The organism is Pseudonocardia sp. ICBG1142 (genome assembly GCF_020496255.1).
Classification (GTDB): Bacteria; Actinomycetota; Actinomycetes; order Mycobacteriales; family Pseudonocardiaceae; genus Pseudonocardia.
Window position 1 is genome coordinate 658,583 of the sequence record NZ_JAHLJC010000005.1, and the last position, 15,197, is coordinate 673,779.

The window sequence follows — 15,197 nt, forward strand, 5'->3', positions numbered from 1 at the left end:
CGGGCTGTCGCCCAACCCGACACGCCGGGCTAGATCGTTATTTCACGGGGCCTGAATAAGCCTCCCGGCTCCATGAACGCACTGATAGGCGCTGGCGCGGAGGTATAGGTGGGAGCGGCTTCGTGAACGAGAGAACCGCGATCATCGTTGGAGCGGGGATCGGTGGACTGGCAGCCGCGGTGGGGCTACGCGCAGCTGGCTGGGATGTCACGGTATTCGAACAGGCTCCGGAGATCCGTGCCACCGGCGCCGGTATATCGCTGTGGTCGAATGGCCTCAGGGCTCTGGATCTGCTCGGCGCTGGAGAGTCCATCCGCGCGCACGGCACTGTGCAGGGCAACGGCGGAATTCGAACCAGCGCTGGTCACTGGCTTTCGCGATCGTCGGGACGGCGATTGCGGGTGGAGAACGATCTCAGCGTGCTCGTCCTCCACCGCGCCGAGTTGCACGAGTGCCTACTTGCGGCCGTGCGACCTGACCTTGTTCGGACGGGTGCCACGGTCGTCGATGTCGCACAGGGCAAGTCGTCTGCAACCGTCTCGTACCGCACCGATCACGAGAACGAGGGGGTTCTCACGGCGGCGCTGGTCGTGGGCGCCGACGGCATTCGGAGTCGTGTTCGTGGCTCCGTCCTTCCAGAGGCCGGGGCCCCGCGGTACGCGGGCTGGACCCCCACCGACGGCGACGACGGTCTGCGGATCTACCGCGACGCCGACCTGTTCCACGGGCCGCTGCTGCAGGGGCTGCGCGGGGTGGTCGTACGGGAGCCGGCGCGGCTGGTGGCGCAGTGCCGCCTGACCGACACACCGCTCGGCGGGGGCGGCTGGGCGGCCGGCCTGCACAGCCCGGTGCTCGGCGACGTCGTGCTCCAGGTCGCCTCGGTGCTGGGGGTCTGGCACCTGGGTGCCGGGTGCCTGCCGCTGTCGGTCGGGTCGGTCGAGCTGTTCGCCCCGATACCGGACGGCTCCCCGTTCCGGGTGACCGCCGAGGACCTGCGTCCGACCGCGGGCGGGGTCACGGTGAGCGCCACCGTCACCGACCCGCGGGGCCGTGTCCTGCAGCGGTGGCGGGACGTGGGCGCGGTCAGCACCCCGGACATGTCCGAGCGGTTCGCCGAGGCGGTCCGTCGGTGGAACGGAGCGACCCGATGAGCACCGAACTCGACGCGATCGCCTTCGACGGCGAGCCCTTCGACGGCGGTCTCCCCGAGCGCCCCGCGCGGTCCGGCCCGGAGGGCCCGGCCACCGGGGGACTCCTCACCGCAGCCGCCCCGGCGGCGGGGCAGGGGACCGGGACCGACGTCCTGACCGCGCAGGTCGTCGGCGAGCTGCGGGCCGGTGTGCTCGCCGCCCACCGCGCCGCCGTGGAGCTCCAGACCGCGTGGCAGGAGTCCGCGCTGGCTGCGGTGCGCGGCGGCCGTCCGCAGCCGGGACCCGCTGCCGCCGGGCCCGTCGCCGGCGGAGGACCGGTCGAGCCACCGCGGCTCGCCCTCGCCCCGGCCGGGTACCGGCCGGAGGGCGCCCTGGAGCCCCTGGCCCCCGCCGTGGTCACCGGTCTCGACACGACCGCACTCGAGCGGCTGCGCCGTGGTGACCTGGCCGGGGTCTTCGGGCCCCGGCACGATCGCGGTGGCGAGCCCGGACCGCTCCTGCACGACGGCCCGCTCCGGTCGGTGCTCGAGCTGCGCCCGGGCGGCCCGGTCGGCGTCGGTGTGCTGCGCGGCCGGGCCACCGGCCCGGCCGGTGCCGACCAGCTGCGCGCCCTCGCCGTCCAGGTCGGGGAGGTCCTCGCGGGCTGGCTCGGCCTGCCCACGGTCGTCCCGGCGGCCCGGTTCGTCAGCGACGGTGGTGTGCTCGCCGACGCGCCCGGCGCGGCCGGCGAGGTCGAGGTGCTCGCCGAGGTCACCGGTGCCGACCTGGTGCCGCGGCCGTGGCTGCGGGTCGACGTCGAGCTGCGTGCCGACGCTCGCCCGGCAGGCCGGGTCGACGGCCTGACCGTGCAGGTCCGCGAGGCGCCCGGCACCCCGCTGGGCACCCGGCGAGGGGGCAACCCGCCCGCGCTGCCGGTCCGCCGCGGCGTCACCGGCGAGCTGGCCGTGGTCGACGAACTGGCTCTCGCCACGGCGTCGGTCGGCGAGCTGCAGATGGCACTCGGTCCGGAGTTCGCCCGCTACGCCGACGTCCGCGCCACCCGCCCGCCCGCAGGCGGACTGCGGCTGGTCGGACGGGTCATGGCGGTGCACGGCACCCGGGGCGACCTCGCGGGCGGGGCGATCGGCGAGACGGAGTGGGACTCCGCGGCCGACGCCTGGTACTACGGCGCCGCGCCCAGCCCGTCGGTCCCGAACGTGGTGCTGATGGAGACGTCGCTGCAGTCGGCGCTGCTGCTCGGCTACCACCTCGGCGCCACCCTCACCGACCCGCAGGAGAACTACAGCCTGCGCAACCTCGACGGCAGCGCCACCCTGCACCGCGAGGTCGACCTGCGCGGGCGGACCGTGGTGCAGCGCTCGGAGCTGCTCACCACCACGGTCCTGTCCGGCGCGGTGCTCCAGAGCTTCTCCTACGCGCTCTGGCTCGACGGCGAGGACCGCGACCGGGTCCCGCCGTTCTACTCCGGGCACTCCCTGTTCGGCTTCTTCAACGCCGTCGCCCTGGCCAACCAGACCGGCCTGGACAACGGCGCACACGTCCCCACCTGGCTGGAACGGAACCCGCGGCCGGCCCGGACCGTGCGCACCGGGCGGTGCGGTGCCTCCGGTGAGCTGGACCTGGTGCCCGAGCTGGAGATCGTCGACGACGGCGGTGTCCACGGCCGCGGCTACCTCCGGGCCCGTCGCACCGTCGGGGCGGGCGACTGGTTCTTCGCCCGGCACTTCCACCTCGACCCGGTGATGCCCGGCTCGCTCGGGGTGGAGGCGGTGATCCAGGTGCTGCAGGAGTGGCTCGTGGACTCCGGTGCCCTCGACGGGCTGACCGCACCGGAGTTCGTCGTGCCGGCCGGCCCCGAGCTGTCCTGGCGCTACCGCGGCCAGATCCTGGCCGGCGACGGCGAGATGACCGTCGAGGCGCACATCCGGTCCGTCGAACGGCGCCCCGGCCGGGTCCGGGTCCTCGCCGACGCCTCGGTCTGGAAGCCGGGCCTGCGCATCTACGAGCTGACCGACGTCGCCGCCGAGGCGCGTGAGAAGGGAGCGCCGTCGTGGTGACCGCGCTGTCCGACACCGCTCCGGAGGTCGCGGGCGGGGCTCCCGCCCGCGACCCGGAGGCGGTCCACCGCGTACTCGCCGACCTGGACCGGCCGGTGTACGTGCTCCGCGACGCCGCGGGCGTCGCGATGGCCCACGCACGGCTGCCCGACGCCCAGGTGCTCGCCGTGGCGGGCCCGTTGCCCCCGTCGCGGCTCGGCGCCCCGGCGTTCCGGGCCACGCACGGCGTCCGGCTCGCCTACCAGGCCGGTGCGATGGCGCACGGCCTCGCGTCGGCGCGGATGGTGACCGCGCTGGCCCGCGACGGGATCCTGGCGTCCTTCGGTGCCGCCGGGCTCGTCGCGGAGAAGGTCGACGCCGGACTCGCCGCGATCACCCGCGACGCGCCCGGCCGACCGTTCGCCTGCAACCTCATCCACAGCCCCAGCGAGTCGGCGATGGAACGCTCCACCGTCGACCTCTGCCTGCGGCACGGGGTGCGGACGCTGGAGGCGTCGGCGTTCCTGGAGCTGACCCCGGAGATCGTCCGCTACCGGGCGCTCGGGCTGTCCCGCGCCGCCGACGGCACCGTCGCCGTCGGGCACCGCGTCATCGCGAAGGTGTCGCGCACCGAGATCGCCGAGCTGTTCCTCGCCCCCGCACCGGAGCCGATCCTGCGCCGGCTGCGGGAGGAGGGCCGGATCACCGCCGAGCAGGCCGCGCTCGCCGCGACCGTGCCGATGGCCGACGACCTCACCGCCGAGGCCGACTCGGGCGGGCACACCGACCGGCGGCCGCTGCCCGTCCTGCTGGGCGAGCTGATCCGGCTGCGTGACCGCCGCGCCCCCCGGGTGCGGGTCGGGGCGGCCGGCGGCATCGGCACCCCCGACGCGGTCGCCGCCGCGTTCGCCCAGGGCGCCGACTACGTCGTGACCGGCTCGGTCAACCAGGCCTGCGTCGAGTCCGGACAGTCCCCGCAGGCCAAGGAGCTGCTCGGGCAGGCCGGGGTCACCGACACCGAGATGGCGCCCTCCAGCGACATGTTCGAGCTCGGCGTCGACGTCCAGGTGCTGCGCCGCGGCACGATGTTCGCCGCCTGTGCCCGTCGTCTGTACGACCTCTACCGCCGCCACGACGGCCTCGACGACCTGCCCGTCGACGAGCGCCGGTCGCTGGAACGCACCGTGTTCCGCCGCCCGCTCGAGGACGTGTGGTCCGACACCGTCGACTACTTCAGCCGCCGCGACCCGGACCAGATCGCCCGGGCCGCGGAGAACCCGCAACGCCGGATGGCCCTGGTGTTCCGCTGGTACCTGGGGCTGTCGTCGCACTGGGCGGCCGGCGGCGTCGAGGACCGCACCGCCGACTACCAGATCTGGTGCGGTCCGGCCATGGGCGCCTGCAACTCCTGGCTCGCCGGCACCGCACTCGAGCCGGTCGGTGCCCGCACCGTCCGCGGGATTGCCGAGAACCTCATGCGTGGCGCGGCGTTCCGCAGCCGGGTCACCGCCCTGCGTCAGGCCGGGGTCTCCCTGCCGGCGTCCGCCGCCACCCACCGACCGGAGATCCTCCCGTGACCGAGACACTGCCGGCCCCGCCGCTGCCCACCCCCGCCGCCGGCCCGACCGACTGGGTGCTCTGCACCGCCTGCGACGCGATGGTCTACGCCAAGCGACTGCGCCGCGGCGCGGGTGTCTGTCCGGAGTGCGGCCACCACGGCCCGCTCACCGCGCCCGAGCGGCTCGCCGGGCTCCTCGACGAGGGCTCCGTCCGGCTGCTGCCGATCGAGCACGTCGACGGTGACCCGCTCGGGTTCGTCGACTCCCGGCCGTACCCGGACCGGCTGCGCGACGCGCGCCGCCGCACCGGCCTGCAGGAGGCCGTGCTCTGCGCCCGGGGCCGCATCGACGGCCACCCGGTCGTCGTCGCGGCCATGGACTTCGGCTTCCTCGGCGGCTCGCTGGGCGCCGCCGTCGGTGAGGCCATCACCCGGGCCTGCGAGGTCGCCGAGGCCGAGCACACCCCGCTGCTGCTGGTCAGCGCCTCCGGCGGGGCCCGCATGCAGGAAGGCGTCGTGGCCCTGATGCAGATGGCCAAGACCAGCCAGGCGCTGCGCCGCCTCGACGAGGCCGGGGTGCTGACGATCTCACTGGTCACCGACCCGACCTACGGCGGTGTCGCGGCCAGCTTCGCGACGTTGTGCGACGTCATCGTGGCCGAGCCCGGGGCGCGGCTCGGGTTCGCCGGGCCGCGGGTCATCGCCCAGACCATCGGCGAGACCCTGCCGGAGGGCTTCCAGACCGCGGAGTACCTGCTCGAGCACGGCATCGTCGACCTGATCGTGCCGCGGGCCGAGCTGAGGGGCGCGCTGAGCCGGCTGCTCGCGGTCGCCGGCGGCCAGGCATGCCTCACCGACGAGTCCCCCGAGGTCGTCGTCCGCGACCCCGCCGCGCTGCCCGAACGCCATCCGTGGGACGCGGTCCGGGCCGCCCGCCGGTTCGGCCGCCCGACCACCCTCGACTACGCCCACCTCCTGCTGGAGGACTTCACCGAGCTGCACGGTGACCGGATGGCCGCGGACTGCGCGGCGATGGTCTGCGGACTCGGCCGCCTCGCCGGCACACCGGTGGTCCTGGTCGGGACCCAGAAGGGCCGCACCCCCGGCGAGCTGGCGCGACGCAACTACGGCATGCCCACCCCCGCCGGCTACCGCAAGGCCGCCCGCGTGCTGCGCCTGGCCGGGAAGCTCGGCCTGCCGGTGGTCAGCCTGGTCGACACCTCCGGGGCCTTCCCCGGGGTCGCCGCCGAGGAACAGGGGCAGGCGGTGGCCATCGCCGAGAACCTGCGGCTGCTGTCCGGGCTGCCGGTGCCGGTGGTCGCGGTCGTCACCGGCGAGGGCGGCAGCGGCGGTGCGCTCGCGCTCGCCGTCGCCGACGTGGTGCTGATGTGCGCCGACGCCGTCTACTCGGTCATCACGCCGGAGGGCTGCGCCTCGATCCTGTGGAAGGACGCCGGGTGCGCGCCACGCGCGGCCGAGGCGCTGCGGGTCGACGCCCGCTCGCTGCTCGGGCTCGGCGTGGTCGACGGCGTGGTCCCCGAGACCGAGCACGGCGACCACCTCGCCGCTGCCGAGGCACTCGGTGCGGCACTGCTCACCAGCCTGCTGCCCCTGTCCCGGATGGACAGCGCCAGCCGGATCGAACGGCGCCACGCGCGGTTCCGCGCGTTCGGCGCCCCCACCCCCGGAGCGAACCCGTGAGCACGTCCGACCTGGGTGCGGTGCTCGACACCCTGCACCGCGCCGCCGTCACCATGGCCGCCGCCCCCCGTCCGCCGGAGCGGATCCGACTCGCGGCCGGGGAGGTGACGCTGGAGTGGGACCTGGCGCCCGCCGGCACCGCCTCCGCGGTCCCGGCCCCCGCCGCGGCCGCCCCCGCGCCGGGGCCGGCCGCCGGGACCGCCGCGGCGGAACCGGCTGCCGGCGACACCGGCGCCGGCCACACGCTCACCGCGCCGACGGTCGGTGTGTTCTACCGGTCCCCGGAACCCGGCGCGCCGCCGTTCGTCGGCCCCGGTGACCTGGTCAGCCCCGGGCAGCAGGTGGGGATCGTCGAGGCGATGAAGCTGATGATCCCGGTGGAGGCGGACCGGGGAGGGCGGGTCGTCGAGGTGCTGTGCCCCGACGCCGCCGCCGTCGAGTTCGGCGCGCCGCTGTTCGCGCTCGCCGAGGGCTGAACCGTGCACACCGTGCTCATCGCCAACCGCGGCGAGATCGCCCTGCGGATCCTGCGGACCTGCCGCGAGCTCGGCCTGCGGACGGTGGCGGTGTACTCCTCCGCCGACGAGGGCGCCCCGGTCGTCACCGAGGCCGACGAGGCCGTGCGCATCGGACCCGGCCCCGCGCGCCGCAGCTACAACCACATCCCGGCGGTGATCGAGGCGGCCCGGATGACCGGCGCCGACGCGATCCACCCCGGCTACGGGTTCCTGTCGGAGAACCCGGACTTCGCCGAGGTGTGCGCCGCCGAGGGCATCACCTTCGTCGGACCCCCGCCCTCGGTGATGGAGCTGCTGGGGGACAAGGCGTCCGCCCGCGCCGCGATGGTCGGTGCGGGCCTGCCGCTGCTCCCGGGCAGCACCGGCGCCGTCGACGACCCGGACACCGCCAGGGCACTGGCGCAGGACATCGGCTACCCGGTGATCATCAAGGCCGTCGCCGGCGGTGGGGGGCGCGGGATGGCCGTCGTCCGCGACCCCGGCGCCTTCGACGACGCCTACCGGCGCACCCGGGCCGGCGCCGCATCGGTCTTCGGCGACGGCCGGGTCTACGTCGAGCGCTACCTCGACTCGGCCCGGCACGTGGAGATCCAGGTGCTCTGCGACGCCCACGGCCACGGCGTCCACCTCGGGGCCCGGGACTGCTCGGTGCAGCGACGCCACCAGAAGCTGGTCGAGGAGACGCCCGCCCCCGGGCTCTCCGCCGAGGACCAGCGCGCCGTCGGTGAGGCGGCCGTGCGCGCGGTGCTCTCCGTCGGCTACGTCGGCGCCGGGACCGTCGAGTTCCTCGTCGACCCCGCCGGTGCGCACTACTTCATGGAGGTCAACTGCCGACTGCAGGTGGAGCACCCGGTGACCGAGGTGGTCACCGGCGTCGACCTCGTGGCCGAGCAGCTCCGCATCGCGATGGGGGAACCGCTGCGCCTGACCCAGGACGCGGTCCGGCTCGACGGCGTCGCCGTGGAGTGCCGGATCAACGCCGAGGACCCCGCACGCGACTTCGCACCGACCCCCGGTCTGCTGGACACCGTCCTGCTGCCCGGTGGGCCGTTCGTCCGGGTGGACACCCACGTCGCCGACGGGCGGCGGATCCCGGCGGACTACGACTCGCTGCTGGCGAAGGTCATCACCTGGGGCCCGGACAGGGACACCGCGCTGCGCCGGATGGACCGCGCGCTCGCCGAGACCCACGTCCGCGGGGAGCGGGTCGCGACGACCGCGTCGTTCCTGCGGGACGTCCTGGCCGAACCCGACTTCCGGGCCGGCCGGCACGACACCGGGCTGCTCGACCGTATGAAGGAACGAGCCCTGGGAGGGGTGCGGGCATGAGCGTCGCCGAACCACGTCGCAAGACCCTGAGCAGTCCCTACATCCACAAGCTGCAGCGCAGGCACTTCCTGCTGTTCGACGTGGCCCCGATCGTGGGCACCGTCGCGGCGGTCGCGTTCCTGTGGGTGCACCCGTTCGGCTGGACCGAGTTCGCGCTCCTGGCCGGGATGTGGCTGCTCACCGGCCTCGGCATCACGGTCGGCTACCACCGGCTGTTCACCCATCGCACGTTCAGCACCACGCCCGGGGTGCAGGCCGTGCTCGGGTCGATGGCCGGGCAGGGGCCGGTGATCTCCTGGGTCGCGCTGCACCGCCGCCACCACGAGTTCTCCGACCGCGAGGGCGACCCGCACTCGCCCAACCTGTCCGGCGGCGGGATGCGTGGGCTGCTGCGCGGCCTGGTGCACTCGCACTTCCTGTGGATGCGCCGCCACGAGTACCCCAACGTCGTGCACTACGCGCCGGACCTGCTGCGCAACCGCGTCCTGGTGCGGGTCACCCGGCACTACCACTGGTGGGTGGCGCTCGGGCTGGCCGTGCCCGCGCTGGTCGGCGGCCTGGTGGAGCTGTCCTGGCAGGGTGCCGTGGCCGGTCTGCTGTGGGGCGGGTTCGTCCGCATCTTCGTGCTCGAGCACATCGTGTGGGCGATCAACTCCTTCCTGCACCGGTTCGGTACGCGCCCCTACGAGTCCCGCGAGAACAGCCGCAACGGCGGCGTGTTCGCGCTGCTGACCCTCGGCGAGGCGTGGCACAACAACCACCACGCGTTCCCCGAGTCCCCCTCGTTCGGGCTGGACTGGTACCGGCTCGACCCGGGGTTCTGGCTGATCAAGGCCCTCTCCGCGGCCGGCATGGCCTGGAACCTGAAGACCCCGTCCGCCGAGCGCCGGGCCTCCCGGCGCGTCCGTCCCGCCGGAGCCCGATCATGAGCGTCCCCGTCGCCACCGACATCCCGGGCATCGTCGCCTGGAGCCGCGGCTTCCTCGCCGGCCTGCTGGACCTGCCCGAGTCCGACATCGAGCCCGACGCCGACTTCGACCGGCTCGGTATCGACTCCGCCCTCGCGGTGTCGCTGCTGGTCGAGATCGAGGAGCGCTACGGCGTCGACATCGCCCCCGAGGAGCTGTTCGAGAACCCCACCGTCCTCGCGGTGGCCACCCACGTCCACCAGCGACTGCCGTGACGACCGCAGGCACCCCGGTCGCGGCGATCCGGCGGCACTACGACGTCGGCAACGACTTCTACGCGCTCTGGCTCGACCCGACGCTGAGCTACTCCTGCGCCTGGGGGCGCGGCACCCTGGAGGAGGCACAGGAACGCAAGCTGGCCAGGCACCTGGCGGCCGCCGGCGCCCGCACCCGGCTGCTCGACGTCGGGTGCGGCTGGGGCGGCATCCTCGCCAGGGCCGGGGTGCCCGCGGTGGGCCTCACCCTCTCCGACGCCCAGGCCGCGCACGTGCGGGCCCTGTGCCTCGACGACGTGGAGGTCCGCGTCGAGGACTGGCGCGACCACCGGCCCACCCGGCCCTACGACGGGATCGTGTCCATCGGCGCGTTCGAGCACTTCGCCGCCCCCGGCACCGACAAGGTCGCGATCTACCGTGACTTCTTCACCCGGTGCCGGGACTGGCTCGACGGCAGCCGTGGCGCGCTGTCGCTGCAGACCATCGGCTACGCCGACATGGACCCCGCCGAGGCCAGCCGGTTCATGCAGCAGGAGATCTTCCCGGACGCCGAGCTCCCCACCCTCCCGGAGATCACCACCGCCGCCGACGGGGTCCTGGAGATCACCGCGCTGTCCAACGGTCGGCTCGACTACGCCTGGACCTGCGCGCAGTGGGCGCGCCGGCTCAAGGCCCGGCGGGAGCCGGCCCGGGAGCTCGTCGGGCCGGAGGTCGTCGCGCGCTACGAGCGGTACCTGACCCTGTCCTCGTTCGGCTTCCGGATGGGCAAGCTCGCGCTCTACCGGATCACGTTGCGGCCCTACGGCTCCCGGTGGGGACGATGAGGTTCAACCCGCTCGCGCCGTCGTTCCGCGCCGATCCCTACCCGCAGTACGCGGCGCTGCGCGAGGCACCGCCGGTCCGGACGCTGGGCATGTGGGTCCTGACCCGGCACGCCGACGTCGTCGCCGTGCTCCGCGACCGCAGCGTGAGCGCCGAGCTGATCCCGCAGGTCGTCGCCCGGCGCGGGCCCGGCGCGGAGGCGATCCTGCGGCTCGGCCGGGCCTCGCTGGTGTTCACCGACGACCCTGCGCACGCCCGGCTGCGCGGACTGGTCAACCGGGTCTTCACCACCGCTGCGGTCGAGGAGCTGACGCCGCTGGTCGAGGCCGCCGTCGACGCGCGGACCGCGGGGCTGGCCGGGACCGTCGAGCTGATGGCAACGGTGGCCGACCCGCTGCCGGTCGAGGTGCTCTGCACCTGGCTGGGTCTGCCCACCGCGCTGCACGGCCGGGTCGCCCGGTGGACCCACGAGGTCCGGCTCCTCCTCGAACCCGGGCTGATGACCGAGGACGACCTGGCCCGGGTCGCGGCCGTCGTCGAGACCTTCGCCGGGACCCTCGCCGACGTGCGCACCGCCGGCCTGCTGCACGAGCTGAGGCGGGCCCGCACCGCGGGCGGCGACCGGCTGTCCGAGGAGGAGGTCGCGTTCCTCGGGATCATGTGCTTCGTCGCCGGGACGGAGACCTCCGCCGCCCTGATCGGCAACGCCGTGCTCGCCCTGCTCGCCCACCCCGACCAGGTCGGCGCCGCCCGCGCGCGCCCGGCCGCCGCGGTCCGCGAGGTGCTGCGCCACGACAGCCCGCTGCAGATGACCACCCGCAGGGCCGGGGGTGACCTCGTCGTCGGCGACGCCCGGATCGCCGCGGGGGAGCAGCTCCTGCTCTGCCTCGGCGCCGCCAACCGGGACCCGCGGGTGTTCGAGGACCCGGACCGGTTCGACGTCGACCGGCCGCCCGGCCCGCACCTGGGCTTCGGCTTCGGCATGCACGGCTGCCTCGGCGGCGCGCTCGCCGAGTTGGTCGCCGGACGCACGCTCGGCGCGCTGCTCGAACGCGGTCTGCGCCCGGCCGGGCCGGTCCGCCGGCGCACCGACAGCGGCATCGTCCGCGGCCCGGCGGAGCTACCGGTGCAGGTGGGCCCATGACCGGCCGACCGGGCGCCGCCCGCACACCGACGACGGGAGTCCTGCCGTGACCAGCACCGCGAGCGCCCCGCCGCACACATCGACGACGGTGCCCGACCGGGTCGCGGCCCGTGCCGCGGAGCACCCGGACCGGGTCGCCTACAGGTTCCTCGACGAGCAGGGCGTGGAGACGCGGACGCTCACCTACGCCGAGCTGCACCGCCGCGCGCTCGGCGTCGCCGGGGTCCTGCGCGACCGCCACACGCGCGGCGACCGGGCGCTGCTGTCGTTCCCCCAGTGCCCCGAGTTCCTGATCGCGTTCCTCGGCTGCCTGTACGCGGGGATCGTCGCGGTACCGGTGAAGCCGCCGCGGCGCCGCGACGCGGGGGAGACCACCGCCTCGGTGATCGCCGACAGCGACGCGGGCGTCGTCCTGGGGCTGCGGGCCGGTCTCGACGCCGTCGACGGGCTCCCCGGGCTGGCGGTCGACGAGATCGGGGAGGGCACCGGCCGCCCGGAGCCGGGCGAGCTGGCGTTCCTGCAGTACACCTCCGGCTCCACCGCCGCCCCCAAGGGCGTCATGGTCACCCACGCCAACCTGGCCGCGAACGAGGACATGATCGCTGCCGCGTTCGGGCACGACGAGCGCTCGACCGTCGTCGGGTGGGCGCCGTTCTTCCACGACCAGGGTCTGATCGGCAACGCGCTGCAGCCCCTGTGGGTGGGGGCCACCGCGGTCCTGATGTCCCCCATGACGTTCGTCCGCCGCCCGCTGCTGTGGCTCGAGGCGATCTCCCGGTACCGGGCCCACACCAGCGGCGGGCCGAACTTCGCCTTCGACGCCTGTGTCGCCGCCGCGGCGCGTGGTCCGGTGCCGGAGCTGGACCTGTCCAGCTGGCGGGTCGCGTTCGACGGTGCCGAACCCGTCCGGCCGGAGACCCTGCGATCGTTCGCCGCGACCTTCGGCCCACACGGCTTCGCCGCAGAGGCACTGCACCCCTGCTACGGCCTGGCCGAGGCCACGCTGATCGTGACCGGCACCGGGGCGATGCGCGGGTCCCGCTTGCTCACCGTCGACGCGGATGCGCTGCAGGACGGCCGGCTGCGGACCGGTGGCGGGCGGGTGCGCGAGCTGGCCGGCTCCGGGGTGGAGCTGCCGGGGGAGTCGGTGCGCATCGTCGACCCCGACACCGCCGTCGCCGTCCCGGACGGGTCGGTGGGCGAGATCTGGGTGCGTGGACCGGCCGTCGCCGCCGGGTACTGGCGGAACCCCTCCGCCACCGCCGAGACCTTCCGGGCCCGGATCCGCGGGGAACCGGATGCCTACCTGCGCACCGGCGACCTCGGGGCCCTGCACGACGGCGAGCTCGTCGTCGTCGGCCGCCGCAAGGACGTCGTGATCGTCCGCGGCCGCAACCATCACCCGCACGACATCGAGGCGACCGTGGCCGCGGCGCACCCCGCGCTACAGCCCGGCGCGGGTGCCGCGTTCGCCGTCGCCGGTCCGGCCGGTGAACGGCCGGTCGTCGTGCAGGAGGTGCGCCGCGAGCACCGCCGCGTCGGTGATCCGCGCGACGTGCGCGCGGCGGTGCGTGCCGCGGTCGCCCGCGAGCACGGTCTGACCCTCGCCGAGCTCGTCCTGACCCTGCCCGGACGGGTCCCGCGCACCAGCAGCGGCAAGGTTCGCCGCGCCGCCGTGCGTGCCCTGCACACCGACCCGGGCTTCGAGCCCTGGAACCCCCGGACCGAGGAGTGACCGTGCCGAACCCCGCCCCGAACCCCGAGCAGGCCGACCTCGTGCGTGCGGCCGTGCAGACGATGCCCGCCGCGCGTTGGCTCGGCATCACCGTCGGCCCGCTCGGTGAGGGCGTCGCCGAGATCGTCCTGCCCGTGCGCCCCGACCTGACCCAGCACGACGGCCACGTCGCCGGGTACGTCCTCGGCGCGCTCGCCGACCTCGCCGGCGGCTCGGCCGCCGCGACGCTCCTGCCGCCGGGCTGGGTGTCGCTGACCGGTGGCTACACCCTCTCGATCGTCGCGCCGGCGCGCGGCGACCGGCTCGTCGCGCGGGGTCGCACGGTGCCCCCGGGCCGGAGCAGCTCGGTGGCGGCCGCCGACGTCCTGGCCGTCGACGGGGACGACGAGACCCTCTGCGCGACCGCGCTGGTCACCATGCGGAACGTGAAGGTCGGCTGATGCTGCTCGACGTCCCGGGTGCGCGGATCGCCTGGACCGATACCGGGCCGCCGCCCGGCCGGCCCGACGCGCCGACGATGGTCCTGGGGCACGGACTGCTCTTCGGCGGCTGGATGTTCCGTCACCAGATCGCCGCGCTGCGCGACCACCTGCGCTGCGTGACGCTCGACTGGCGGGGACAGGGCGACAGTCCCCCCGCGGCCGGCCCCTGCGACATGGACACGCTCACCGCGGACGCCGTCGCCCTGATCCGGCACCTCGACGTGGGTCCGGTGCACTGGGTGGGTCTGTCGATGGGCGGGTTCGTCGGTCTCCGGCTCGCCGCCCGGCATCCCGAGCTGGTCCGCACGCTCGCCCTGCTCGACACCAGCGCCGACGGCACCGACCCCGGCGCGGCACGACGGCAGCGGCGGCTCGCGCTCGTCCAGCTCGCCGTCGGGCTCCGGCCGCTGGCCGGGCACATCGGACCGTCGCTGTTCGGACCGGGCTTCCTCGCCGACCCCGGGTCGGCGCCGGTGCTGCGGGAGTGGCTGCGTCGCGCCGGGCGCACGGACCGGTGGGCGCTGCGCCGCGCGGTGCTCGCGGTCGCCGGCCGCGACCCGGTGTCCGCCGAGCTGGGCGCGATCACCGCCCCCACGGTCGTCGTCGTGGGCAGCGAGGACGCCGCCACCCCACCCGACCACGCGGCCCGGCTCGCCGCGGGCATCCGCGGCGCCCGGCTCGTGGAGCTGGCGGGCTGCGGGCACAGCAGCCCGTTGGAACGACCGGCCGAGGTGACCGCGGTGCTCGCCGAGCTGGCGGCGGTCCGGCCCCGGCCGCCGCTGCCGTCGCGGCCCGGCTGACCGGCGCGCTCGCCGCCGGCCGGACCCCGCCTCCTCCCTACGGTGGAGGCGGGAATCGTCCTGTGGACCGATTCGCCGGAGCGCGCCGACGGGCAGGCTCGGAGACGTCCCCGAGCCACCTGCGAAAGGCCCCACGATGACGACCGAGTGCCCGGCCATGGTCCGCCTGAGCGACGCCATCGGCCGCACGGTCGCGGCCGGTACTGCCCGCGCCACCCTGCTGATGGACCTGTCGGGGACCCGCGCCATGGGGGAGGCGCTCCCGCGACGACGGCGCCCGCTGCCGGCCCTGGCCCGGGCCGTCCTGCGCCGGGTGCCCCGGCAGGTCGTGACCCGAGGCGTGCTCGACCTCGCCCGGCGCCGCGCCATGGCGGGCCACGACCACATCGCGTTCCTGCAGATCGAGGACCAGGTCTGGAGCGGGCGGCCGGGGCGCAGGCTCGACACGCTGGGCCTCACCGACCCCGGCCGGATCGTCACCCCGCTCGCGGCGTTCGACCGGCTCGCCGAGGTCACCGAGGCCGTCGACCACGGCGTCGTCCCCGATCGCGGCGAGCGGTGGCGACGGCTGACCGTCACCACCGCCGACGGCGAGCCGGGCGAGGTGTGGCTCGACGGCGCCCACGTGCGCCGGATCCGGCTCCCCGAGCAGCGGCAGGACTCGACCACGGTGACCCTCGACGCGTTCGGCACCGACGTCGACGACCGCGACTGGACCCGGCTGCCCGGCTGAGCTCC

14 protein-coding genes are annotated in these 15,197 nt (G+C 75.3%); all 14 read left to right on the top strand.

Annotated elements, in window-relative coordinates:
• The first annotated feature begins 122 nt into the window (after window positions 1-122).
• The 14 genes from KPL59_RS08445 to KPL59_RS08510 all read left to right on the top strand — a co-directional run bounded on the left by KPL59_RS08445 (window position 123) and on the right by KPL59_RS08510 (window position 15,192).
• On the top strand, window positions 123-1,151 hold the full coding sequence (locus KPL59_RS08445) for an FAD-dependent oxidoreductase (RefSeq protein WP_226360453.1): 1,029 nt from the start codon (window positions 123-125) through the stop codon (window positions 1,149-1,151).
• Window positions 1,148-3,208, top strand: coding sequence for a beta-ketoacyl synthase (locus KPL59_RS08450; protein ID WP_226360454.1), 2,061 nt, complete (start codon window positions 1,148-1,150; stop codon window positions 3,206-3,208). Before KPL59_RS08445 ends, KPL59_RS08450 begins: the two co-directional genes overlap by 4 nt.
• On the top strand, window positions 3,205-4,764 hold the full coding sequence (locus KPL59_RS08455; RefSeq protein WP_226360455.1) for a PfaD family polyunsaturated fatty acid/polyketide biosynthesis protein: 1,560 nt from the start codon (window positions 3,205-3,207) through the stop codon (window positions 4,762-4,764). The genes KPL59_RS08450 and KPL59_RS08455 overlap by 4 nt, the downstream gene beginning before the upstream one ends.
• Complete coding sequence (accD, locus tag KPL59_RS08460) at window positions 4,761-6,446, top strand: acetyl-CoA carboxylase, carboxyltransferase subunit beta (protein ID WP_226360456.1); 1,686 nt, start codon at window positions 4,761-4,763, stop codon at window positions 6,444-6,446. Before KPL59_RS08455 ends, accD begins: the two co-directional genes overlap by 4 nt.
• Window positions 6,443-6,922 carry a biotin/lipoyl-containing protein gene (locus tag KPL59_RS08465; RefSeq protein ID WP_226360457.1) on the top strand — a complete coding sequence of 160 codons (480 nt, stop codon included), beginning with the start codon at window positions 6,443-6,445 and terminating at the stop codon, window positions 6,920-6,922. Before accD ends, KPL59_RS08465 begins: the two co-directional genes overlap by 4 nt.
• A gap of 3 nt (window positions 6,923-6,925) precedes the next feature.
• Window positions 6,926-8,293 (top strand): acetyl/propionyl/methylcrotonyl-CoA carboxylase subunit alpha, encoded by a 1,368-nt coding sequence (locus KPL59_RS08470; RefSeq protein WP_226360458.1) that lies wholly within the window; start codon window positions 6,926-6,928, stop codon window positions 8,291-8,293.
• Complete coding sequence (locus KPL59_RS08475) at window positions 8,290-9,222, top strand: fatty acid desaturase (RefSeq protein WP_226360459.1); 933 nt, start codon at window positions 8,290-8,292, stop codon at window positions 9,220-9,222. Before KPL59_RS08470 ends, KPL59_RS08475 begins: the two co-directional genes overlap by 4 nt.
• Window positions 9,219-9,476, top strand: a complete 258-nt coding sequence (locus KPL59_RS08480) for an acyl carrier protein (RefSeq protein WP_226360460.1) — start codon at window positions 9,219-9,221, stop codon at window positions 9,474-9,476. The genes KPL59_RS08475 and KPL59_RS08480 overlap by 4 nt, the downstream gene beginning before the upstream one ends.
• Window positions 9,473-10,300 carry a cyclopropane-fatty-acyl-phospholipid synthase family protein gene (locus KPL59_RS08485; RefSeq protein WP_226360461.1) on the top strand — a complete coding sequence of 276 codons (828 nt, stop codon included), beginning with the start codon at window positions 9,473-9,475 and terminating at the stop codon, window positions 10,298-10,300. Before KPL59_RS08480 ends, KPL59_RS08485 begins: the two co-directional genes overlap by 4 nt.
• Window positions 10,297-11,442, top strand: coding sequence for a cytochrome P450 (locus KPL59_RS08490; protein WP_226360462.1), 1,146 nt, complete (start codon window positions 10,297-10,299; stop codon window positions 11,440-11,442). Before KPL59_RS08485 ends, KPL59_RS08490 begins: the two co-directional genes overlap by 4 nt.
• A 46-nt stretch (window positions 11,443-11,488) precedes the next feature.
• Window positions 11,489-13,177, top strand: coding sequence for a fatty acyl-AMP ligase (locus tag KPL59_RS08495; protein WP_226360463.1), 1,689 nt, complete (start codon window positions 11,489-11,491; stop codon window positions 13,175-13,177).
• A 2-nt stretch (window positions 13,178-13,179) separates the two neighbouring features.
• Complete coding sequence (locus tag KPL59_RS08500; protein WP_226360464.1) at window positions 13,180-13,617, top strand: PaaI family thioesterase; 438 nt, start codon at window positions 13,180-13,182, stop codon at window positions 13,615-13,617.
• Window positions 13,617-14,459 carry an alpha/beta fold hydrolase gene (locus KPL59_RS08505; RefSeq protein ID WP_226360465.1) on the top strand — a complete coding sequence of 281 codons (843 nt, stop codon included), beginning with the start codon at window positions 13,617-13,619 and terminating at the stop codon, window positions 14,457-14,459. Before KPL59_RS08500 ends, KPL59_RS08505 begins: the two co-directional genes overlap by 1 nt.
• A 136-nt stretch (window positions 14,460-14,595) precedes the next feature.
• Complete coding sequence (locus KPL59_RS08510) at window positions 14,596-15,192, top strand: hypothetical protein (protein WP_020623326.1); 597 nt, start codon at window positions 14,596-14,598, stop codon at window positions 15,190-15,192.
• Window positions 15,193-15,197 lie beyond the last annotated feature (5 nt).